21 protein-coding genes, 1 pseudogene and 1 riboswitch are annotated in these 20316 nt (G+C 54.1%); of the genes and pseudogenes, 9 read left to right on the top strand and 13 right to left on the bottom strand.

Translation table 11 applies throughout. The annotated features are described in order from the left end of the window. A pseudogene (locus tag CJP72_RS18140) lies at positions 1–165 on the top strand (IS4 family transposase); the annotation flags it as partial. A gap of 133 nt (positions 166–298) precedes the next feature. On the opposite strand, the gene CJP72_RS18145 reads toward CJP72_RS18140, so the two are convergent. The 10 genes from CJP72_RS18145 to rsd form a co-directional block, all read right to left on the bottom strand. Continuing rightward, a complete protein-coding gene (locus tag CJP72_RS18145) occupies positions 299–616 on the bottom strand; it encodes a PTS lactose/cellobiose transporter subunit IIA (RefSeq protein ID WP_162382735.1) in 318 nt (105 codons plus the stop codon). A 3-nt stretch (positions 617–619) separates the two neighbouring features. Beyond that, positions 620–925 (bottom strand): PTS sugar transporter subunit IIB, encoded by a 306-nt coding sequence (locus CJP72_RS18150; protein WP_162382736.1) that lies wholly within the window; start codon positions 923–925, stop codon positions 620–622. Positions 926–1107: 182 nt separating this feature from the next. After that, positions 1108–2649: a sensor domain-containing diguanylate cyclase gene (locus CJP72_RS18155; protein WP_162382737.1), complete on the bottom strand. Its 1542-nt coding sequence runs from the start codon at positions 2647–2649 to the stop codon at positions 1108–1110. Between the two features lie 342 nt (positions 2650–2991). Next, the gene (gene thiH / locus CJP72_RS18160) at positions 2992–4125 is read right to left on the bottom strand and encodes a 2-iminoacetate synthase ThiH (RefSeq protein ID WP_162382738.1); all 1134 of its coding nucleotides are present in this window, start codon (positions 4123–4125) and stop codon (positions 2992–2994) included. Further along, a complete protein-coding gene (gene thiG / locus CJP72_RS18165) occupies positions 4122–4892 on the bottom strand; it encodes a thiazole synthase (protein WP_162382739.1) in 771 nt (256 codons plus the stop codon). The genes thiH and thiG overlap by 4 nt, the downstream gene beginning before the upstream one ends. A gap of 1 nt (position 4893) precedes the next feature. Beyond that, positions 4894–5094 (bottom strand): sulfur carrier protein ThiS, encoded by a 201-nt coding sequence (thiS, locus tag CJP72_RS18170; protein ID WP_162382740.1) that lies wholly within the window; start codon positions 5092–5094, stop codon positions 4894–4896. Further along, positions 5075–5833, bottom strand: a complete 759-nt coding sequence (gene thiF, locus CJP72_RS18175) for a thiazole biosynthesis adenylyltransferase ThiF (protein ID WP_162382741.1) — start codon at positions 5831–5833, stop codon at positions 5075–5077. The genes thiS and thiF overlap by 20 nt, the downstream gene beginning before the upstream one ends. Next, positions 5826–6461 (bottom strand): thiamine phosphate synthase, encoded by a 636-nt coding sequence (thiE, locus tag CJP72_RS18180; RefSeq protein WP_162382742.1) that lies wholly within the window; start codon positions 6459–6461, stop codon positions 5826–5828. Before thiE ends, thiF begins: the two co-directional genes overlap by 8 nt. Next, entirely contained in the window at positions 6461–8356 is a 1896-nt protein-coding gene (thiC, locus tag CJP72_RS18185; protein ID WP_162382743.1) for a phosphomethylpyrimidine synthase ThiC, read from the bottom strand. The genes thiE and thiC overlap by 1 nt, the downstream gene beginning before the upstream one ends. Before the next feature lie 82 nt (positions 8357–8438). Further along, positions 8439–8548, bottom strand: a riboswitch (TPP riboswitch). 52 nt (positions 8549–8600) lie between these two features. Then, the gene (rsd, locus tag CJP72_RS18190; RefSeq protein WP_162382744.1) at positions 8601–9089 is read right to left on the bottom strand and encodes a sigma D regulator; all 489 of its coding nucleotides are present in this window, start codon (positions 9087–9089) and stop codon (positions 8601–8603) included. 97 nt (positions 9090–9186) lie between these two features. Here rsd and nudC point away from each other — a divergent pair, with 97 nt between their 5' ends. From nudC to CJP72_RS18220, 6 genes are all read left to right on the top strand, one after another. Next, positions 9187–9960 (top strand): NAD(+) diphosphatase, encoded by a 774-nt coding sequence (gene nudC / locus CJP72_RS18195; protein ID WP_162382745.1) that lies wholly within the window; start codon positions 9187–9189, stop codon positions 9958–9960. 39 nt (positions 9961–9999) lie between these two features. Further along, positions 10000–11064 carry a uroporphyrinogen decarboxylase gene (gene hemE / locus CJP72_RS18200; protein ID WP_162382746.1) on the top strand — a complete coding sequence of 355 codons (1065 nt, stop codon included), beginning with the start codon at positions 10000–10002 and terminating at the stop codon, positions 11062–11064. 9 nt (positions 11065–11073) lie between these two features. Next, complete coding sequence (nfi, locus tag CJP72_RS18205; protein ID WP_162382747.1) at positions 11074–11745, top strand: deoxyribonuclease V; 672 nt, start codon at positions 11074–11076, stop codon at positions 11743–11745. 42 nt (positions 11746–11787) lie between these two features. Further along, on the top strand, positions 11788–12378 hold the full coding sequence (locus CJP72_RS18210; protein WP_162382748.1) for a YjaG family protein: 591 nt from the start codon (positions 11788–11790) through the stop codon (positions 12376–12378). Positions 12379–12564: 186 nt separating this feature from the next. Further along, complete coding sequence (gene hupA / locus CJP72_RS18215; protein WP_001044509.1) at positions 12565–12837, top strand: nucleoid-associated protein HU-alpha; 273 nt, start codon at positions 12565–12567, stop codon at positions 12835–12837. Between the two features lie 11 nt (positions 12838–12848). Continuing rightward, positions 12849–13541, top strand: coding sequence for a DUF1481 domain-containing protein (locus CJP72_RS18220; protein ID WP_162382753.1), 693 nt, complete (start codon positions 12849–12851; stop codon positions 13539–13541). A gap of 11 nt (positions 13542–13552) precedes the next feature. Here CJP72_RS18220 and zraP read toward each other — a convergent pair whose 3' ends face one another. After that, positions 13553–13996 carry a zinc resistance sensor/chaperone ZraP gene (gene zraP, locus CJP72_RS18225; RefSeq protein WP_162382749.1) on the bottom strand — a complete coding sequence of 148 codons (444 nt, stop codon included), beginning with the start codon at positions 13994–13996 and terminating at the stop codon, positions 13553–13555. 252 nt (positions 13997–14248) lie between these two features. Between zraP and zraS the strand changes: the two genes are divergently transcribed. Both zraS and zraR read left to right on the top strand, forming a co-directional pair. Continuing rightward, positions 14249–15661: a two-component system sensor histidine kinase ZraS gene (gene zraS, locus CJP72_RS18230; RefSeq protein WP_238340106.1), complete on the top strand. Its 1413-nt coding sequence runs from the start codon at positions 14249–14251 to the stop codon at positions 15659–15661. Beyond that, on the top strand, positions 15658–16983 hold the full coding sequence (gene zraR, locus CJP72_RS18235; protein ID WP_162382750.1) for a sigma-54-dependent response regulator transcription factor ZraR: 1326 nt from the start codon (positions 15658–15660) through the stop codon (positions 16981–16983). Before zraS ends, zraR begins: the two co-directional genes overlap by 4 nt. Here zraR and purD read toward each other — a convergent pair. Together purD and purH are read right to left on the bottom strand one after the other, a co-directional pair. Then, a complete protein-coding gene (purD, locus tag CJP72_RS18240) occupies positions 16980–18269 on the bottom strand; it encodes a phosphoribosylamine--glycine ligase (protein ID WP_162382751.1) in 1290 nt (429 codons plus the stop codon). The two genes, zraR and purD, sit on opposite strands and share 4 nt — an antisense overlap. 15 nt (positions 18270–18284) lie before the next feature. Then, complete coding sequence (gene purH / locus CJP72_RS18245) at positions 18285–19874, bottom strand: bifunctional phosphoribosylaminoimidazolecarboxamide formyltransferase/IMP cyclohydrolase (protein WP_162382752.1); 1590 nt, start codon at positions 19872–19874, stop codon at positions 18285–18287. Positions 19875–20316 lie beyond the last annotated feature (442 nt).

The following is a 20316-nucleotide window of genomic DNA, read 5'->3' on the forward strand; positions in this document are numbered from 1 at the left end:
CTGAGATACCAGGCCAACAGTATTAAATCAAGGCGCGTAATCTCGTATCTGACATTAGCGGAGAATGTCCTGAGACACTCTCCGCTGATATTAAAGCGAACGGCACTGAATGCCGTTCTTGACCACCTCGCCAGAACCTATCGAAATATGGTGCTGGTTTATTAGCGCTGATTTGTGGGGATCCCTCAGCGCTTCGGCGGTTTTTTTTACGGCTGTTGTCCGGACAGCCTAAAAGTGGGGTGCTAAAAACAAAAATGCCCGCAAAGCGGGCACCATGTCTGACAGAGAAATCGTTCTTTTAATTTACCGGCGGCAATCGACGATAAAGTTCGATCATATCCCCCGCCAGATCCTGAATCACCATAGCGTTCATCAGATGGTCCTGGGAGTGAACGGTGATCAGATTCACCGGTAATTTTCCCGTACCTTCATCAATACCGATAAGCTGCGTCTGGATTTTATGCGCCAGTTTGACGTAATCGCGTGACTCTTCCATCGCTTGCTCAGCACCTGCAAAATCGCTTTTACGAGCGAGTTGCAGTGCGGTCAATGCTGAACTGCGTGCGGCGCCTGCATTAACCAGTAGCTCCATGATGATCGTTTCTAACTCTTCCATGTCTTACTCCATAAGCTTAAGGGCTTTCTCCAGCACGACATCGCCTTTCATCATGCCGTAATCCATCATATCAATCACCGCGACTTTCTTACCTAATGGGTCGGCAAGTGCCTGAAGTTTTGCCTGCTCGTACTTCACCTGTGGGCCAAGCAGGACAATATCCGCCGCAGCAATATTCTCTTTGAATTCAGCAACAGGAACTGCCTTGATATTGACCTCAACGCCTTTTTTATGAGCGGCGTCTTTCATTCGTTGTACCAACATACTGGTGGACATACCGGCAGCACAGCATAAAACGATATTCTTCATAATTGGCTCTCACAATTTCCCAGGTCATTCATCTTTAGTCCCTGACAGGGGAGAGAACAACTGTCTTAAAGTGAATGTGTGTAAAGCATCACAAAGATACGCCATAAAAACTGAAACCGGTTACGGTCAGGCGGGGAGCATCAAAAAGGCCCGTCGCGACGGGCCTGGGTGCTTTAGGAACTTTACAGATGAGGCGTTGGCAGGATACGGTTTTTCCCCTGTTGCTTGGCGCGATAGAGCGCTTCATCGGCACCGATGATTAACTGCTCCAGCGATTCCATATTCCATTCTTTCATCCCCGCGCTGAAGGTGACGACCAGATTCTCTTCGCGCCAGGTTCTCTGCTCTACGATCGTGCGCCATTGTTCAAGCAACGTGAAAGCCTCATGAGCATGGCCGCCTGCAAAGAGAACAGCAAATTCTTCACCTCCATAACGGTAAAGCGAAATAGAATTGCGCTGCAATACCTGGATGCCTTCACGCGCCACGTTACGCAGCACAATGTCGCCGCTCAGATGTCCCCATGTGTCGTTGATCGATTTAAAATTATCAATGTCCACCAGCGCCAGGGTGAAAGGCTGGTGATCGTTCATCAGCGCGGCAATGTCATTGTCAAATGCACGGCGGTTTTTGCAGCCCGTCAGTGCGTCAATTGTCGCCTGGCGGACATAAGCCATCTCACGCTCTTTATTTAACTCGATGGCCTTACTAAGCATGGCTTCCAGGCGGGGCGCCCGGTTGACATCCCCTGTCTTGATCGCGTTGATGATGTTCATCAATACCGTCCGGGAGGTATGCCGTAGATAAAGCCCAAACAGCACGACCATCATGGCGGCCAGCGCGAATCCCCAGGACACAATATTGGTTTCGTGGCGAGTGAGATCCATCAGCATGTTGTCAGACACCCGAAAAACGACAAACCAGTCTGGATTGGTAAACGAGTAGTAGTAGTACCAGACACTACTTTTTGAATCGAAAACATACCCTTCGCCACTGGTCATCCTGTCCATCATTTTTTCACTGACATACTGTTTAAATAACGCGCCAGTATCCGGATGTAGAACAACTTTCCCGTCACGGTCAGCGACAAAAAACTCCCCCTGAACAGGGGCAACCATCTGGCGCAGGGTATAACTCATTGACGTGAGATCAAGATGAAACGCGATACTGCCTTTCAGTTTGCCTTCAGGCGAAATGACCGGCTTGTAGATGGCCACCGTTGGGTAATGGGTGAAGTAATCCATATGAGGATTTGTATAGTGGCTGAATGTACTGGCTTTTGCCTGATGTACAAACCACGGACGCGTTTTGGCATCGAATGCTTTGCTATTTTCATCGGTTAACACTTCCGGGGCTCGCAGGTAGTTGCCCTGAGTATCCGCCAGCGAAATGGAAGAGACGGTTGGCATCAGCGTCTGTAACTGCATGAGCAACCTCAGACCTTCCTCTGGGTTGATATTCACCGTTTCATTTAGCTTGTCCTCACGAGAAAAGAAGGTCGCCGCACGCGCGAGGATATAGTCGTTTTCGCGTAGTAACGACTCCGTATAGTTAACCGCAAGGTTATGCGTAAAGTTATGGTTAATGTTGTGGTAATCCTCCAGGAAATCTTTTCGCTGGGTGAAGGTGATGAAAATTGCGATCAGAATAAAGCTGAGCAAAATCCCCCCGAAACTCACCAGCATGGGGGTTGTGAAGGAAAGCTGTCTGTTGTGACGTGCCATTAGCTGTGAGTCATCCGTGAAGGTGTAAGTCCTGAAAAGGTGAGTAAAGCCGACAACAAGGTTCCGTACATCAGGACAGAATGTATGCAATTATAGCGGCGAGGGTATAGCTAAAGATGATTTATCTTAAAAACAAATAAGATTATCTCTGCCTATGTCGTAAATAGAATTTTGTGCTACACCGCAGTTTGAGGGCAGGGCGAAAACGAGGAAGAAACATTCCGCCCTGGTCAGCTTCCGTTGCTGACATCTACAACATAAAAAAACGGGAGTCTGAACGCCATCTCCCGTTTTTTACATTACGTACGGACTCGTAAATTATTCAACTGATTACAATCTGATTCACCGCGCTTGCGAGGCGCGTCCCAGATAGCTATCCCAGTCTTTCCAGACTGGCTGCAATCCTTGCGCTGTGAGTGCATTGGCAACGTCTTCAGGACGCCGGGCATCGTGCGGAGAAAACTGCTCCAGCTCAGGATGATCGTCAGCATAACCGCCTGGTTGTGTCTTTGAAAACGCGCTGACATTGTTAATCGCCAGCGGGATAACGTGATCGCGAAACCGCGGCGATTCACGCGTAGAGAGCGACAGTTCAATCTCCGGAGCCAGCAAGCGAAACGCGCAGATGGTTTGTACCAGTTGACGCTCATCCATGATGGACGCTGGCTCAATCCCTCCAGTGCACGGGCGCAGACGTGGGAAAGAAATTGAGTAGCGGCTCTGCCAGTACTGTTTTTGCATCCAGAGCAGATGCTCTGCCACCATATAGCAATCGACCCGCCAGTTGTCAGACAGACCGATCAGCGAACCCAGCCCGATTTTATCGATCCCCGCACGACCCAACCGGTCTGGCGTTTCCAGTCGCCAGAAGAAGTCCTGCTTTTTCCCTTTCAGATGGTGCTGTGCGTACATTGCCTGATGGTAGGTTTCCTGATAGACCATGACGCCATCCAGCCCAAGGGTTTTGAGCTCGGTATACTCTGCCTCTGACAGGGGTTGTACTTCCATTTGTAAAGAGGAGAACTGGCGGCGGATGGCTGGCAGATGGCGGCGAAAGTAGTCCATGCCCACTTTGGCCTGGTGTTCCCCGGTTACCAGCAGCAGGTGCTCAAATCCCAGTGCACGAATAGCTTCACATTCACGGGCGATTTCTTTGTCATCCAGCGTTTTGCGTTTGATGCGATTGCTCATTGAAAAGCCGCAATAGGTGCAGTCATTGGCGCAAAGGTTGGAAAGATAGAGCGGAACGTAAAAACTGACCGTGTTCCCAAACCGCTGGCGGGTAAGGCGTTGTGCCCGTTGCGCCAGCGGCTCCAGGTACGCACTTGCTGCAGGGGAGAGCAGCGCCATCATGTCATCGCGGCCCAGTTGCGTGACATTCAACGCCCGTTCGACGTCGGCAGCCGTTTTGCTGTTGATGCGCAGGCGAATATCGTCCCAGTCTAACTCGCGCCAGCGGTCGGTGAACGTTTTCATGCCGACGTCTCCAGAAATCCTGTCAACGGACTGGTGGGGTGAGCCTGTGCGCTACGTCTTCCCGGAACGGCCTGACGCGCCAGAATGCCCGCTTCCACTGCCAACCGGAATGCCTTCGCCATCATCACCGGATCGTCCGCCACCGCAATCGCTGTGTTAACCAGTACGGCGTCGGCGCCCATTTCCAGCGCTTGTGCGGCGTGGCTGGGAACACCGATCCCCGCGTCGATGACGACCGGGACGGTTGACTGCTGGATAATAATCTCCAGCATGGCGCGGGTTTCCAGCCCCTGATTTGAACCAATTGGCGCACCGAGTGGCATCACGGCGGCACAGCCGACCTCTTCAAGACGTTTGCACAGCACCGGGTCGGCGCCGCAGTAAGGGAGAACCACAAATCCCTGTTTGACCAGCGCCTCGGCGGCTTTCAGCGTTTCTATCGGATCCGGCAGCAACCAGCGGGCGTCGGGGTGAATTTCCAGTTTCAGCCAGTGGGTGCCCAGCGCTTCCCGCGCTAATTGAGCGGCAAAGATGGCCTCTTCCGCCGTTTTGGCGCCGGAGGTATTGGGCAATAGCGTGACGCCCGCTTCCCGTAACGGCGCCAAAATAGCGTCGTTGTGCTGACGCAAGTCAACGCGCTTCATCGCCAGCGTCACAAGCTCGCTGCCGGAGGCACGAATCGCCTCTGCCATTAAGGATGAAGAGGCGAATTTCCCTGTCCCCGTGAACAAATGTGAGTCGAACGTTTTATCTGCAATACGTAACATATCAGCCCCCGGCAATAACCTGAAAAAGCAGGATCTGATCGCCGTCCTGCACAATTTGCTGTTCCCACTGTTCGCGCGGCAGGATCTGTTGATTTAGCGCCAGCGCGGCACCTGGCTTGAGTTGGTCGAGCTGATTTAGCAGGTCGGTGACAGACATTCCCGCTGCGCACTGCATCGGCTCATCATTGAATTGAATCTGCATGTTGCCCTCCACATACCGGACAGTCGCTGGCGCGTCGTAACGTCAGGCTGCGCCACTGGCTGGTTTTAGCGTCAAACAGATGCAGTTTGTCCGTGGGCGTTTCCATGCCATTCAAGAGTTTAATGGCTTCCAGCGCCTGCAATGTGCCCATCACACCGACCACTGGCCCAACGATGCCGGCGTTACGGCAGTTGCGTTCCGGCTCTTCGTCGTCCGGCCACAGGCAGCGGTAACAGCCCTGTTCCCAGGGGGGTGTCAGAACCATCAACTGACCGCCAAAGCCAACGGCGCTGGCGGTAATCAGTGGGGTATTGAGCGCGACGCAGGCGGCGTTGATCGCCTGGCGGGTGGCCATGTTGTCAGTACAATCCAGTACCACATCAGCATTCGCGACCGCGTGTCGAAGCGCATCACCGGTGAGACGTTGCTGTAACGCCACCAGCTCGATATCCGGGTTGAGACGCGCCAGTCGCTGCTTGGTGACCTGCGATTTCGGGCGGGCGATATCATCGGTCGTGAAAAGGATTTGCCGTTGCAGGTTACTCAGATGCACATCGTCATCGTCAGCCAGAACCAGCGTGCCGATACCCGCGCCCGCAAGATAGAGTGCGGCGGGTGAGCCTAACCCGCCTAAACCGATTATCAGCACGTGGCTTGCGAGCAGTTTTTGCTGCCCCTCAATTGCAATATCGCCAAGCAGGATCTGGCGGCTGTAGCGCATAAAGTCACGATCATTCATCGCCAGCTCCTGCAATCTCCAGCAAATGCGCAGTGGCCGCACGCCAGTCTGTTGCCTGAGTAATCGCGCTGACGACGGCAATACTGCCGACACCCGTTGCCAGTACTGCAGGCGCGCGCTCGAGGCTAATCCCGCCGATGGCGACAGTCGGGTAATCAGCCAGACGCGCAATATGGCGCGCCAGCTGCGTCAACCCTTGCGGAGCGGAGGGCATCTGTTTGGTTTGCGTCGGGAAGACATGCCCCAGCGCGATGTACGAAGGACGCGCGGCCAGCGCCACGTCGATTTCCATATCATCATGGGTCGAGACGCCAAGGCGCAGTCCTGCTGCCTGAATCGCCTTCAGATCGGTGGTTTCGAGATCTTCCTGACCCAGATGAACACCGTACGCGTTGTGCTTTATCGCCAACTGCCAGTAATCGTTGATGAACAGGCGGGCATCAAAACGACGCCCCAGCGCAATCGCGGCGACAACGTCCTCTTCGACCTCTTCATCGCGCTTATCTTTGATTCGCAACTGTAGGGTGCGCACGCCTGCGTCCAGCAGGCGTTCAATCCAGAGGACGCTGTCCACCACCGGATACAGTCCGAGACGGAAAGGGACGGGGGGGAAATCAGGCTGGTACATCAGGCTTCCTCCCGCTTCAGATAGATTTCACCGCCTTTGGCGCGGAAGTTTTCCGACATGTCTGCCATGCCCACTTCGATGGTTTGTGCGGCGGCGTAGTCGCGGACCTCCTGGCTGATTTTCATTGAGCAGAATTTTGGTCCGCACATTGAGCAGAAGTGGGCGACTTTGCCGGATTCCTGCGGCAGCGTTTCATCGTGGTACGCGCGTGCGGTGAACGGGTCGAGTGCCAGGTTAAATTGGTCTTCCCACCGGAATTCAAAGCGCGCTTTCGACATCGCGTTATCGCGGATTTGTGCGCCAGGGTGGCCCTTCGCCAGGTCGGCGGCGTGAGCGGCGATTTTGTAGGTGATAAGCCCCTGTTTCACATCTTCTTTGTTTGGCAGGCCGAGGTGTTCTTTCGGGGTGACATAGCAGAGCATCGCGCAGCCAAACCAGCCAATCATCGCTGCGCCAATCCCGGACGTGAAATGGTCATAACCCGGTGCGATATCGGTGGTCAATGGTCCTAAGGTGTAGAACGGGGCTTCATGGCAGTGCTCCAGTTCTTCAGTCATGTTGCGGCGGATCATCTGCATGGGGACATGCCCCGGACCTTCGATCATCACCTGCACGTCATATTCCCAGGCGATTTTGGTCAGTTCACCGAGGGTGTGCAGTTCGGAAAATTGTGCTTCGTCGTTGGCATCCTGAATCGAACCTGGGCGCAGACCATCGCCGAGAGAGAGCGAAACGTCGTAGGCGGCGCAGATTTGACAGATTTCGCGGAAATGTTCGTAGAGGAAGTTCTCTTTGTGGTGGGAGAGGCACCATTTTGCCATGATAGAACCACCGCGTGAGACGATGCCCGTCAGTCGTCTGGCGGTCATCGGTACATAGCGCAGCAGAACGCCGGCATGAATAGTGAAGTAATCGACACCCTGCTCGGCCTGCTCCAGTAACGTGTCACGGAAGGCTTCCCAGGTAAGATCTTCGGCGATCCCGTTGACCTTCTCCAGCGCCTGGTAGATCGGCACCGTACCGATCGGCACCGGGCTGTTACGCAGGATCCACTCGCGGGTTTCGTGGATATAGCGCCCCGTTGACAGGTCCATCACCGTATCGGCCCCCCAGCGTGTGGACCAGACCAGTTTTTCGACCTCTTCTTCGATGGACGACGTGACTGCAGAATTGCCGATATTGGCGTTGACTTTGACCAGGAAGTTGCGACCAATAATCATTGGCTCAGATTCCGGGTGGTTGATGTTGGCCGGGATTATCGCCCGTCCGGCAGCCACTTCATCACGGACAAACTTCGGGGTGATGTTTTCCGGCAGGCGCGCGCCGAAGCCTTCGCCTGGATGCTGGTGGCGTAACACTTCGCTGCGAATACGCTCGCGCCCCATGTTTTCACGGATGGCGATGAACTCCATCTCCGGTGTGACGATCCCCTGGCGCGCATAATGTAACTGCGTGACGCATTTCCCGGCTTTGGCACGTTTTGGTGTTAACAGGCCGCTGAATCGCAGTTCATCAAGACCGTCATCGGCGAGGCGCTCTTTGGTATAAGCCGAGCTGCGGTCGGTCAGTGCTTCGCTATCGGCGCGGGCGTCAATCCACGGTTGACGCAGTTTTGCCAGGCCCTGTTCAACATTAATCGTGATCTCAGGATCACCGTACGGACCCGAGGTGTCGTACACCGGAATGGCTTCGTTTTCTTCATACTGCGGATGGTCTTTTGTACCGCCGGTCAACGTCGGGCTCAGCTGGATTTCGCGCATTGGGATGCGGATATCCGACTGCGAGCCGGTGATATAGATCCGTCTGGAATTCGGAAAGGCGGTGCCTTCCAGCGTATTGATGAAATGTTGGGCGTGTTCGCGTTGCTGGCGACGGGTTAATTTTGTAGTAGACATAGCTCATTCCAAAAAAGTCAGGACGTGGCTTGTCAGACGACGGATGAAGCAAGAGAGACGATCGCCGCAATGGCGATGCAATAGCAGATTGACTCTTGTTCCCTTCGCAGGTTTTAACCTGATCAGGTTCCGCGGATCCCGAATTAACGGTCTCAGCCCGTGCTTTCACACTGGGCACTCCGACAAGAAATAGCCCCCTCTAAAGGGGGCGACGACGGTAAGTTACGCGTTAATAGCGTCGAACTCAAGCAGGACGTTTAGCCCTGGCATTGTTGTGCATCGCGTCAAAGACCAGCATGATCAGCTTGTCTTCAAGGATAAATCGGGATTCCAGCGCTTCGCCGATATCTGATAAAACCTTTTGGAATTCAAGATAGTTATCATGATCGATGGCCATTTCCAGGCTGGAATCGTAATAATCCATAATGCATTGCGTATTGGCTTCCAGCAACGGCCAGATCTTCGTTGCGTTTAAAAGCTGCCCGTTACCTTCCAATTTATGGAGAATACGTTCATAAATACTGAAGTGCCCGGCGGAAAGGTAATCGACCAGGCTTTGACAAAAATCATCCAGCGCTTTTTCGTTTAAGCGCATGTACGATTCTTTGCCAGGCTTAATGCCAACCAAATTGTAGTAAGCCACGAGCAGATGCTTACGTACATGTAGCCAGCGATCAACCAGTTTATTACTTCCTCTGACGTGCTCTGTCAGGTTATCCAGCTGGTTTAACATGATTGACTCCGCAAGTTTAGATTCGAAAAACTGCTCACTCAAAAATGTAAAAATAATGTAAACAACATGCCTGTGAAGCAAAGGTAGCGCAAGAGATATGGATCGTATAATTGAAAAATTAGACAGCGGCTGGTGGATTGTCAGTCATGAGCAAAAAATATGGCTACCTCGCGGAGAACTACCACATGGCGACGCGGCAAATTTCGATCTTGTTGGGCAGCGCGCACTGCGGATTGGGGAGTGGGAAGGCGAACCCGTCTGGTTGGTACAGCAACATCGCCGCCATGATATGGGTTCCGTACGGCAGGTTATCGATCAGGATGTCGGCCTGTTTCAGCTGGCCGGGCGGGGTGTGCAACTGGCGGAGTTTTACCGTTCACATAAATTCTGTGGTTACTGCGGTCACACAATGTACCCGAGCAAAACCGAATGGGCCATGTTGTGCAGCCATTGCCGCGAACGCTATTACCCTCAGATAGCGCCCTGCATTATTGTGGCTATTCGCCGGGAAGACACCCTTTTACTCGCGCAACATACCCGCCATCGCAATGGCGTGCATACGGTGCTGGCCGGATTTGTCGAAGTGGGGGAAACCCTGGAACAAGCGGTGGCGCGTGAAGTCATGGAAGAGAGCCGTATTAAAGTGAAGAATCTGCGCTATGTCACGTCTCAACCGTGGCCATTCCCGATGTCGCTCATGACCGCATTTATGGCGGAGTATGACAGCGGGGAGATCGTCATCGATCCGAAAGAGTTACTGGAGGCGGGTTGGTATCGTTATGACGATCTTCCGTTACTGCCGCCGCCGGGAACAGTCGCTCGTCGGTTGATCGAAGATACGGTAGCAATGTGTCGGGCAGAGTACGAGTGACATGATACACTGGGCGCATAACGCTAAAGGAATGTAAAAATGACCGAACTGAAAAACGATCGTTACCTGCGTGCGCTGCTGCGCCAGCCCGTTGATGTCACCCCTGTATGGATGATGCGCCAGGCAGGCCGTTATCTCCCGGAGTATAAAGCCACCCGTGCACAAGCGGGCGATTTTATGTCACTGTGCAAAAATGCGGAACTGGCGTGTGAAGTCACGCTCCAGCCGCTGCGCCGTTACCCGCTTGATGCGGCGATCCTCTTTTCGGACATCCTGACCATTCCGGATGCGATGGGCCTGGGGCTGTACTTTGAAGCCGGAGAAGGCCCACGGTTTACCGCGCCAGTGACCTGCAAAGCCGACGTCGACAAACTGCCCATTCCTGATCCTGAAGATGAACTGGGCTACGTGATGAATGCAGTCCGTACTATTCGTCGCGAACTGAAAGGCGACGTCCCGTTGATTGGTTTTTCCGGCAGTCCATGGACGCTGGCGACGTATATGGTGGAAGGCGGTAGCAGCAAAGCCTTTACTGTCATTAAAAAGATGATGTATGCAGACCCGCAAGCACTCCATTTACTGCTCGATAAACTGGCGAAAAGCGTCACGTTGTATCTCAATGCGCAGATCAAAGCGGGCGCGCAGTCGGTGATGATTTTCGATACCTGGGGCGGCGTGCTGACCGGGCGCGATTATCAACAGTTCTCGCTTTATTACATGCATAAAATTGTCGATGGTCTCCTGCGTGAGAATGAAGGGCGTCGTGTGCCAGTCACGCTGTTTACCAAAGGCGGCGGTCAGTGGCTGGAAGCGATGGCGGAAACGGGCTGTGACGCGCTGGGACTCGACTGGACCACAGACATTGCCGATGCGCGTCGTCGCGTGGGACATAAAGTGGCGTTGCAGGGAAATATGGATCCTTCCATGCTGTATGCGCCAGCGGCGCGGATTGAAGAAGAAGTCGCAACGATTCTGGCGGGATTCGGCCAGGGTGAAGGCCATGTCTTCAACCTTGGGCACGGCATTCACCAGGATGTGCCGCCAGAACATGCGGGCGCCTTTGTGGAGGCGGTACACCGGATTTCAGCCCAGTATCACCAGTAAGGGACGGGCATGGATCTCGCGTCGTTACGCGCTCAACAGCATGAACTGGCCTCAAATGTGATCCGTGAAGATCGTCTGGATAACGATCCTCCGGATCTGATCGCAGGCGCGGACGTTGGGTTTGAGCAGGGCGGTGAAGTGACGCGAGCCGCAATGGTACTGCTGAAGTATCCTTCGCTTGAGCTGGTGGAATTTAAGGTGGCGCGCATCGCCACCACCATGCCGTATATTCCTGGTTTTCTCTCCTTTCGTGAATATCCCGCGCTGTTGGCCGCGTGGGAGCAACTCTCGCATAAGCCTGATTTAGTGTTTGTTGATGGTCACGGTATTTCTCATCCGCGTCGCCTCGGTGTCGCCAGCCATTTTGGGCTGCTGGTGGATGTGCCGACCATTGGTGTGGCGAAAAAACGGCTGTGCGGCAAATTTGAACCTCTTTCTGCCGAACCTGGCGCACTGGCGCCTTTAATGGATAAAGGCGAGCAACTGGCATGGGTCTGGCGGAGCAAAGCGCGCTGCAATCCGCTGTTTGTTGCGACGGGGCATCGGGTTGGGCTGGACAGCGCCCTTGCATGGGTACAACGCTGTATGAAGGGGTATCGCTTACCTGAGCCTACGCGCTGGGCTGACGCGGTAGCGTCTGACCGCCCGGCGTTTACGCGTTGGCAAGAAATTCAGCCCTGATTCAGGTACACTTCCGCTAATTATCGTTTTCGAGATCTCATCATGTTACAAAACCCGATTCACCTGCGCCTTGAGAAGCTGGAAAGCTGGCAACATGTCACTTTTATGGCCTGTTTGTGCGAACGCATGTATCCCAACTACGCCATGTTCTGTCAGCAGACTGAATTCGGCGATGGACAGGTTTATCGTCGAATTCTCGACCTCATCTGGGAAACGCTGACCGTCAAAGATGCGAAAGTGAATTTCGACAGCCAACTGGAGAAATTTGAAGAAGCGATCCCGGCCGCCGACGATTATGACCTGTATGGCGTTTATCCGGCGATTGATGCCTGTGTGGCATTAAGTGAACTGGTGCACTCACGTCTGAGTGGAGAAACGCTGGAACACGCTATCGAAGTCAGTAAGACGTCTATTACCACCGTTGCCATGCTGGAAATGACACAAGCGGGTCGTGAAATGACCGATGAAGAGCTGAAAGAGAACCCTGCGGTTGAGCAAGAATGGGATATTCAGTGGGAAATATTCCGACTTTTGGCTGATTGCGAAGAACGCGATATTGAGCTGATTAAAGGGTTACGCGCAGACCTGCGCGAGTCCGGCGAGAGCAATATCGGTATAAATTTTCAGCAATGAGACCAGAAAACGTGATTTAACGCCTGATTTGTCGTGCCTGAAGGCTTCCCTTCCGCCCCCCGTCTGGTCTACATTTGGGGGGCGAAAAAAAGTGGCTATCGGTGCGTGTATGCAGGAGAGTGCTTTTCTGGCATTTTCGTCGCACTCGATGCTTAGCAAGCGATAAACACATTGTAAGGATAACTTATGAACAAGACTCAACTGATTGATGTAATTGCAGACAAAGCAGAACTGTCCAAAACCCAGGCTAAAGCTGCTCTGGAATCCACTCTGGCTGCTATTACTGAGTCTCTGAAAGAAGGCGATGCTGTACAACTGGTTGGTTTCGGTACCTTCAAAGTGAACCACCGCGCTGAGCGCACTGGCCGCAACCCGCAGACCGGTAAAGAAATCAAAATCGCCGCTGCTAACGTGCCGGCATTTGTTTCTGGCAAAGCACTGAAAGACGCAGTTAAGTAATTCGCGTGGCAGTGAACAGTTTTAGCGAAGGGGCGGGCTCGCCCCTTTTGTCTGTCTGGCGTCGTACGCTGACCCTGGCAGGCGCGCTAGTGCTGACAGCGTGCAGTCATAACTCTGCGCTTCCCCCCTTTACGGCCAGCGGTTACGCGGACGATCAGGGGGCAGTGCGTATCTGGCGTAAAGATTCCGGCAGTGATGTTCATCTGCTTTCTGTCTTTAGTCCGTGGCGTGGCGGCGATACGACCACCGCTGAATATCGCTGGCAAGGCGATACACTCTCTCTGATTGAATTCAACGTTTACGGCAAACCGGCAGAGCATATTCGCGCCCGTTTCGACGATCGTGGTGAACTGAGCTTTATGCAGCGTGAGGTGGGAGGGCAAAAACAGCAGCTTTCCAGCGATCAAATCGCGTTATACCGCTATCGCGCTGATCAAATCCGCCAGACCAGCGACGCGTTGCGTCAGGGGCGGGTCGTTTTACGCCAGGGACGCTGGCATGCCAATCAGAGCATCACCACCTGCGAGGGCGAAACGCTGAAGCCCGATTTTGAAACGTGGGCAATCAACCATATTGAGCGCCGCCAGAGTCGCTCGTCGGCTGAGGTGAGCGTGGCATGGCTGGAGGCGCCTGAAGGTTCTCAGTTGCTACTGGTGGCGAACGAAGACTTCTGTCACTGGCAGCCGCAAGAGAAAAGTTTCTGATTCATCGGGGTTTACCAGTGGCCCATCCCCATATGGCCACCACCATGATGGTATCCACCGCCACCGCAACCCATTCCGGTACCCCGCGGTATGCCAGCCTGGGCCATCGCAATATCTCGTTTCACTCGCTGCTCATCCAACGACTGACGCAAAGCGGCCATCTCTTTCGCCACGGCGCTAATTTTCGCGCTATCCGGCGAACTGGCGGTTAATAACGCATTGTATTCATACTGTTTGGACATTAATTGCTGGCGCAATGAACGGGTCTGCGAGTCGAAATCATCATCGATTTTCTGGGCGGTGGCTTGCTGTTCGGTGGTGAGTGCGCTGACATTTTGTTGCCTCATCCCTGTGTCGCCATTTCCCCAATGATTGCGCGCCAGCGCTGGGCTGGAACCCAGAACCATCAGGGAGAGTGCAATCAGTGCCAGGCCAGACGTGTTCTTCCGTTTCATATTTTGTCCTCTCGTTGATTATCTACTTTCCCTTTTTGCATCTTCCATGCCAGGTGTTACATCCCCGGTTTGTGGGAGAAATGTGAGCCGTTGAGCGGTTAAAGCGAGTAAAAATGACTCGCCGGGTTTTCGCAGTGGGTCATTTTTACTCAGTGGCATCAGCAGTTTGTGTCGCAAGACAGGGTTACAGGGAGTGAAAAGTGGCATGATTTCTGCTGGAGCAAGGAGAGGATCTGGCAATAGAGAGATTGTATGCGTGATATGCGGCAACATAGGGATACGGTGGCGAAATGGCTGAGCGGCGTGCTTCCTGCTGCCATTCTCGTTCTGGTTGGGCTTTTTTCTGTCGTGACCCTGCGGGATTATGGCCGTGAGAGCGATGCTGCGCGACAAACGCTGCTGGAAAAAGGCAGCGTGCTGATTCGTGCGCTGGAATCTGGTTCTCGGGTGGGGATGGGTATGCGTATGCACCATGCTCAGCAGCAAACCCTGCTGGAGGAAATGGCCGGACAACCGGGCGTGCTGTGGTTTGCTATCACCGATGTGAAGGGCAATATCGTGACCCACAGTGATCCCGGTCGCGTCGGGAAATCACTCTACTCTGCGGACGAAATGCGCCAGTTAAATCCCGGTGATGAGGAAAGCTGGCGGCCAATCTCCATCCAGCAAAATGGCGAAGAACCCACACCAGCGCTGGAAATTTATCGTCAGTTCCAGCCAGTGCGGGCGTCAAAAGGGCATGGCATGCGCAATATGCCACGTTGTGAGGAAAAGGGCGGACAAGCGGCATCCGCGCCGCAGACCATTTTTATTGCGTTTGACGCCAGCGATCTGGTCGCGACTCAGGCAAGAGAGTGGCGCAATACGGTGATTGTTCTTTCTGCGCTGGCCGGTGTATTGCTGGCAACAATGCTCTCTTACTTCTTATATCGTCGCTATTTGCGGTCTCGTCAGTTGTTGCAGGACGAGATGAAACGCAAAGAGAAGCTGGTAGCGCTTGGACATCTGGCGGCGGGGGTGGCGCATGAAATTCGCAACCCGCTCTCTTCCATCAAAGGGCTGGCGAAGTATTTTGCCGAACGCTCACCCGCGGGGGGCGAATCCCATGAGCTGGCGCGGGTGATGGCAAAAGAGGCCGATCGGTTAAATCGGGTGGTGAGCGAGTTACTGGAGCTGGTGAGGCCAACGCACCTGACACTGCAGTTGGTGAATCTCAATGACATTATCACTCACTCGTTACAGCTCGTCAGCCAGGATGCGCGGAGCAGGGCAATTCAGCTGCAGTTTACCGCCAATGAGTCGCTGCCTGTCGTTCAGGCCGACCCGGACAGACTAACGCAGGTATTACTGAACCTGTATCTGAATGCGATTCATGCTATCGGTCAAAAGGGCGTCATTACGGTCGAGGTTGGCGAGTGCGCTGGCGATCGCGTTAAAATTGTGGTCAGCGACAGTGGGAAAGGCATTGCGGCAGCAGATCTGGATGCGATATTTACCCCTTACTTTACGACCAAAGCTGACGGTACCGGGCTTGGATTAGCGGTGGTACAGAACATCGTTGAGCAGCATGGCGGAACCATTCAGGCGACAAGCATGCCTGGTAAAGGCGCCGTCTTTACTCTATATCTACCGATGAAAGCGAGAGAACAGGACAGACAAGGATGACACGCGTAAAAATCGATATTTTGGTCGTGGATGACGACATCAGCCATTGCACGATTTTACAGGCGTTGCTTCGTGGATGGGGCTATGACGTGGCGCTGTCTTACGGCGGGCGCGAGGCCGTAGAGCGGGTACGCGAGCATGTCTTTGATCTGGTGTTATGTGATGTGCGTATGGCGGAAATGGACGGCATCGAAACGCTCAAAGAGATCAAAGCGCTGAATCCGGCGATTCCTATTCTGATTATGACGGCGTACTCCAGCGTAGAAACTGCGGTAGAGGCGCTTAAAGCAGGCGCGCTGGATTACTTAATTAAACCGCTGGATTTCGACAGCTTACAGGACACGATCGAGAAAGCGCTGGCACATACGCGAAACATTACCGTTGAATCACCTTCCGCCTCTGCCGCTCAGTTTGGCATGATCGGCGAAAGCCCGGCGATGCAGCGTTTGCTCAATGAAATAGCCATGGTGGCACCCTCCGACGCCACTGTGTTGATTCATGGCGACTCGGGAACCGGTAAGGAGTTGGTGGCCAGGGCGCTCCATGCCAGCAGCGCACGCTGTGAAAAACCATTGATAACGCTTAACTGCGCGGCGCTGAATGAGTCGCTGCTGGAGTCTGAGTTGTTTGGGCATGAAAAAGGCGCCTTCACCGGAGCAGACAAACGGCGCGAGGGGCGTTTTGTGGAAGCCGACGGCGGCACGCTATTTCTCGACGAAATCGGTGATATCTCGCCGATGATGCAGGTTCGCCTGCTGCGGGTGATTCAGGAGCGTGAGGTTCAGCGGGTCGGGAGTAATCAGACGATTTCTGTAGATGTCCGGCTGATTGCGGCGACTCACCGTGATTTGGCGGAAGACGTCCGTGCCGGGCGTTTTCGTCAGGATCTCTACTATCGTCTGAATGTGGTAACGATTGAGATGCCGCCTTTGTGTCAGCGTCGGGAAGATATTCCGCTACTGGCCGAACATTTTCGTCGGCGATTTGCTGAGCGAAACCGTAAAACTGTGAAGGGATTTACCCCGCAGGCGATGGATCTGTTGATTCACTATGCGTGGCCTGGGAATATCCGTGAACTGGAAAACGCCATTGAGCGTGCGGTGGTTCTGCTGACGGGGGAATATATCTCTGAGCGGGAATTGCCGCTCGCCATTGCGGCGACAGTAGTGAATGTTGACGATGCCCACGAGATACAACCGCTGGTGGATGTTGAGAAAGAGGTGATTCTGGCGGCGCTGGAGAAAACGGGCGGCAACAAAACTGAAGCCGCCCGTCAATTAGGGATTACACGCAAAACGCTACTGGCAAAACTGTCGCGTTAGTTCTGCTCACGCTCGATAGCGCGCCAGCCGATATCTTTACGGCTGAAGCTGCCATCCCAGTGGATATGATTCATCAGCGCGTAAGCGCGTTGCTGGGCTTCGGCGACGGTATGGCCCAGCGCAGTGGCGCACAGCACACGTCCACCGCTGGTCAGTACCTGATCGTCATCGGCGAGTTTAGTCCCTGCGTGGAACACCTTACCGTCCGCGAATTCTTCCAGCGGCAAGCCGTGGATCACGTCATCTGTGCGGTAGTCGCCCGGATAACCGCCCGCAGCCATGACGACGCCCAGAGAGGCGCGCTCGTCCCACTCGGAGGTTTTCTCGTCCAGCTTGCCTTCACAGGCAGCCAGGCATAGCTCAACCAGATCGGACTTCATGCGCAGCATGATGGGCTGAGTTTCTGGGTCGCCAAAGCGGCAGTTGAACTCAATAACTTTCGGATTGCCCTGTTTATCGATCATCAGACCGGCATACAGGAAACCGGTGTAGGTGTTGCCTTCCGCCGCCATGCCTTTCACGGTTGGCCAGATAATGCGTTCCATGGTGCGCTGATGCACTTCATCCGTCACCACCGGCGCCGGAGAATAGGCACCCATCCCCCCCGTGTTTGGGCCGGTATCTTTATCGCCCACGCGTTTGTGATCCTGGCTGGTGGCCATCGGCAACACATGTTCGCCGTCAACCATCACAATAAAGCTCGCTTCTTCACCGTCGAGGAACTCTTCGATAACGATGCGATGACCCGCGTCACCAAAGGCGTTACCTGCCAGCATATCGTGAACGGCCGCTTCGGCCTCGCTCAGCGTCATCGCGACGATAACGCCTTTACCTGCCGCCAGACCGTCAGCTTTGATGACAATAGGCGCGCCTTTCTCACGCAGATAAGCCAGCGCGGGTTCAACCTCGGTAAAGTTCTGGTATTCCGCCGTTGGGATCTGATGGCGTGCCAGGAAATCCTTGGTGAACGCTTTTGACCCTTCCAACTGGGCAGCGCCTTCGGTTGGGCCGAAGATTTTCAGGCCCGCAGCGCGAAACGCATCAACCACGCCAATCACCAGCGGCGCTTCCGGGCCGACGATGGTCAGGTCAATCTTCTCATTCTGGGCAAAGCTCAGCAGCGCCGGGATATCGGTTACGCCGATAGCGACGTTTTGCAGGGCTGGCTCCAGCGCCGTGCCTGCGTTGCCCGGTGCCACAAAGACAGTTTCAACTAGCGGCGACTGCGCCGCTTTCCAGGCCAGCGCATGCTCGCGCCCGCCGTTACCAATCACTAATACTTTCATCGTCTGCTCCGTGAATTAATGGCGGAAGTGGCGCATGTCAGTGAAGAGCATCGCAATACCGTGCTCGTCGGCGGCAGCAATCACTTCATCATCACGAATAGAGCCGCCAGGCTGAATGACACAGGTCACGCCAGCGGCAGCTGCGGCGTCAATACCGTCGCGGAACGGGAAGAAGGCATCAGAAGCCATAGATGACCCTTTTACTTCCAGACCTTCATCGGCTGCTTTGATGCCTGCGATCTTCGCTGAGTAAACGCGGCTCATCTGGCCTGCGCCAATGCCAATAGTCATATTGCCTTTGGCATACACGATAGCGTTGGATTTCACGAATTTTGCGACTTTCCAGCAGAACAGCGCATCACGCAATTCCTGCTCAGTCGGCTGGCGTTGGGTGACCACGCGCAGTTCTTCCACACCCACCATGCCCAAGTCACGATCCTGAACCAGCAGACCGCCGTTCACACGTTTGAAGTCCAGACCCGGCACGCGCTCGGCCCACTGACCGCAGGTCAGCACGCGCACGTTCTGTTTGGTTGCCGTAATCTTCAGTGCGTCTTCAGTGGCTGAAGGGGCGATGATGACCTCGACAAACTGACGCGAGATAATGGCCTGCGCGGTTTCAGCATCCAGCTCGCGGTTAAAGGCGATGATGCCGCCAAATGCGGAGGTTGGATCGGTTTTATATGCGCGATCGTAAGCGTCGAGGATAGAGTTGCTGATGGCGACGCCGCATGGGTTGGCGTGCTTCACGATAACGCAAGCTGGCTCGGCGAACTCTTTCACACATTCCAGCGCCGCATCGGTATCAGCGATGTTGTTATAAGAGAGGGCTTTCCCCTGGACCTGTGTTGCGGTGGCGACGGAGGCTTCGTTGACATTCTCTTCTATATAGAAGGCCGCCTGTTGGTGGCTGTTCTCACCATAACGCATATCCTGTTTCTTAATGAAGTTGAGGTTCAGGGTGCGCGGGAAGCGACCAGCGGCTTCTTTGCTTTCACCGTGGTAGGCCGGAACCATGCTGCCGAAGTAGTTGGCGATCATGCTGTCATAGGCAGCGGTGTGCTCAAACGCTTTGATGGCGAGGTCGAAACGGGTGTCGAGGGTAAGAGAACCTTCGTTGGCATCCATCTCTTCAATAATGGCGGCATAGTCGCTGCTCTTGACTACGATGGCGACATCTTTATGGTTCTTGGCTGCGGAACGCACCATCGTCGGGCCACCGATATCAATATTCTCTACCGCATCTTCCAGCGAGCAACCTTCACGGGCAACGGTCTGAGCGAACGGATAAAGGTTAACGACCACCATATCAATGGGGGCAATACCGTGCTGTTCCATAATCCCGTCGTCCTGGCCACGACGACCGAGAATACCGCCGTGGACCTTTGGATGCAGGGTCTTCACACGTCCATCCATCATCTCCGGGAAACCGGTGTAATCGGATACTTCGGTCACTGGAAGACCTTTCTCTGCTAACAGACGGGCGGTACCGCCTGTGGACAGTAGCTCCACACCGCGTGCGGAAAGTGCCTGGGCGAATTCGATGATACCGGCTTTGTCAGAAACACTGAGCAGAGCGCGGCGGACTGGACGACGTTGTTGCATGGTAAATCCCCTGGATTTGACAATGACAGAGAGCGTTAGCTGAATTTTTCGTGAAAAACTCAGCTAACGCCCCTTACGGGGCATCCTTATTTGGCGGTGGCATTGTAACGAAAACGTTTGCGCAACGCTCGAGAATTTTTCCTCTTTCAATGTTGACCCCAGTTTTGCTCGCTGAAGATCGTACATACAGAAAGAAGATCGCAGAAATGATCGGGGGGTTTGTGGATAACTCTGTGTGTAAATGGGTATAAGGCGGGGTTTTGCTGTGGAATGCAGCAGTCAGTCATTTTTCTGTCATTTAAGGGTTGCGGGCGTCAGAGAACTCCCTATAATGCGCCTCCATCGACACGGCGGATGTGAATCACTTCACACAAACAGCCGGTCCGGTTGAAGAGAAAAATCCTGAAAATCAGGGTTGACTCTGAAAGAGGAAAGCGTAATA

The sequence above is a fragment of the Citrobacter sp. NCU1 genome, assembly GCF_010231475.1.
GTDB lineage: Bacteria > Pseudomonadota > Gammaproteobacteria > Enterobacterales > Enterobacteriaceae > Citrobacter_D.

Excerpts from the sequence above, each read along its gene's own strand:
- CJP72_RS18145 (WP_162382735.1), bottom strand. The coding sequence starts at position 616 with ATGGAAGAGTTAGAAACGATCATCATGGAGCTACTGGTTAATGCAGGC.
- CJP72_RS18150 (WP_162382736.1), bottom strand. The coding sequence starts at position 925 with ATGAAGAATATCGTTTTATGCTGTGCTGCCGGTATGTCCACCAGTATG.
- CJP72_RS18155 (WP_162382737.1), bottom strand. The coding sequence starts at position 2,649 with ATGGCACGTCACAACAGACAGCTTTCCTTCACAACCCCCATGCTGGTG.
- thiH (WP_162382738.1), bottom strand. The coding sequence starts at position 4,125 with ATGAAAACGTTCACCGACCGCTGGCGCGAGTTAGACTGGGACGATATT.
- thiG (WP_162382739.1), bottom strand. The coding sequence starts at position 4,892 with ATGTTACGTATTGCAGATAAAACGTTCGACTCACATTTGTTCACGGGG.
- thiS (WP_162382740.1), bottom strand. The coding sequence starts at position 5,094 with ATGCAGATTCAATTCAATGATGAGCCGATGCAGTGCGCAGCGGGAATG.
- thiF (WP_162382741.1), bottom strand. The coding sequence starts at position 5,833 with ATGAATGATCGTGACTTTATGCGCTACAGCCGCCAGATCCTGCTTGGC.
- thiE (WP_162382742.1), bottom strand. The coding sequence starts at position 6,461 with ATGTACCAGCCTGATTTCCCCCCCGTCCCTTTCCGTCTCGGACTGTAT.
- thiC (WP_162382743.1), bottom strand. The coding sequence starts at position 8,356 with ATGTCTACTACAAAATTAACCCGTCGCCAGCAACGCGAACACGCCCAA.
- rsd (WP_162382744.1), bottom strand. The coding sequence starts at position 9,089 with ATGTTAAACCAGCTGGATAACCTGACAGAGCACGTCAGAGGAAGTAAT.
- nudC (WP_162382745.1), top strand. The coding sequence starts at position 9,187 with ATGGATCGTATAATTGAAAAATTAGACAGCGGCTGGTGGATTGTCAGT.
- hemE (WP_162382746.1), top strand. The coding sequence starts at position 10,000 with ATGACCGAACTGAAAAACGATCGTTACCTGCGTGCGCTGCTGCGCCAG.
- nfi (WP_162382747.1), top strand. The coding sequence starts at position 11,074 with ATGGATCTCGCGTCGTTACGCGCTCAACAGCATGAACTGGCCTCAAAT.
- CJP72_RS18210 (WP_162382748.1), top strand. The coding sequence starts at position 11,788 with ATGTTACAAAACCCGATTCACCTGCGCCTTGAGAAGCTGGAAAGCTGG.
- hupA (WP_001044509.1), top strand. The coding sequence starts at position 12,565 with ATGAACAAGACTCAACTGATTGATGTAATTGCAGACAAAGCAGAACTG.
- zraP (WP_162382749.1), bottom strand. The coding sequence starts at position 13,996 with ATGAAACGGAAGAACACGTCTGGCCTGGCACTGATTGCACTCTCCCTG.
- zraS (WP_238340106.1), top strand. The coding sequence starts at position 14,249 with ATGCGTGATATGCGGCAACATAGGGATACGGTGGCGAAATGGCTGAGC.
- zraR (WP_162382750.1), top strand. The coding sequence starts at position 15,658 with ATGACACGCGTAAAAATCGATATTTTGGTCGTGGATGACGACATCAGC.
- purD (WP_162382751.1), bottom strand. The coding sequence starts at position 18,269 with ATGAAAGTATTAGTGATTGGTAACGGCGGGCGCGAGCATGCGCTGGCC.
- purH (WP_162382752.1), bottom strand. The coding sequence starts at position 19,874 with ATGCAACAACGTCGTCCAGTCCGCCGCGCTCTGCTCAGTGTTTCTGAC.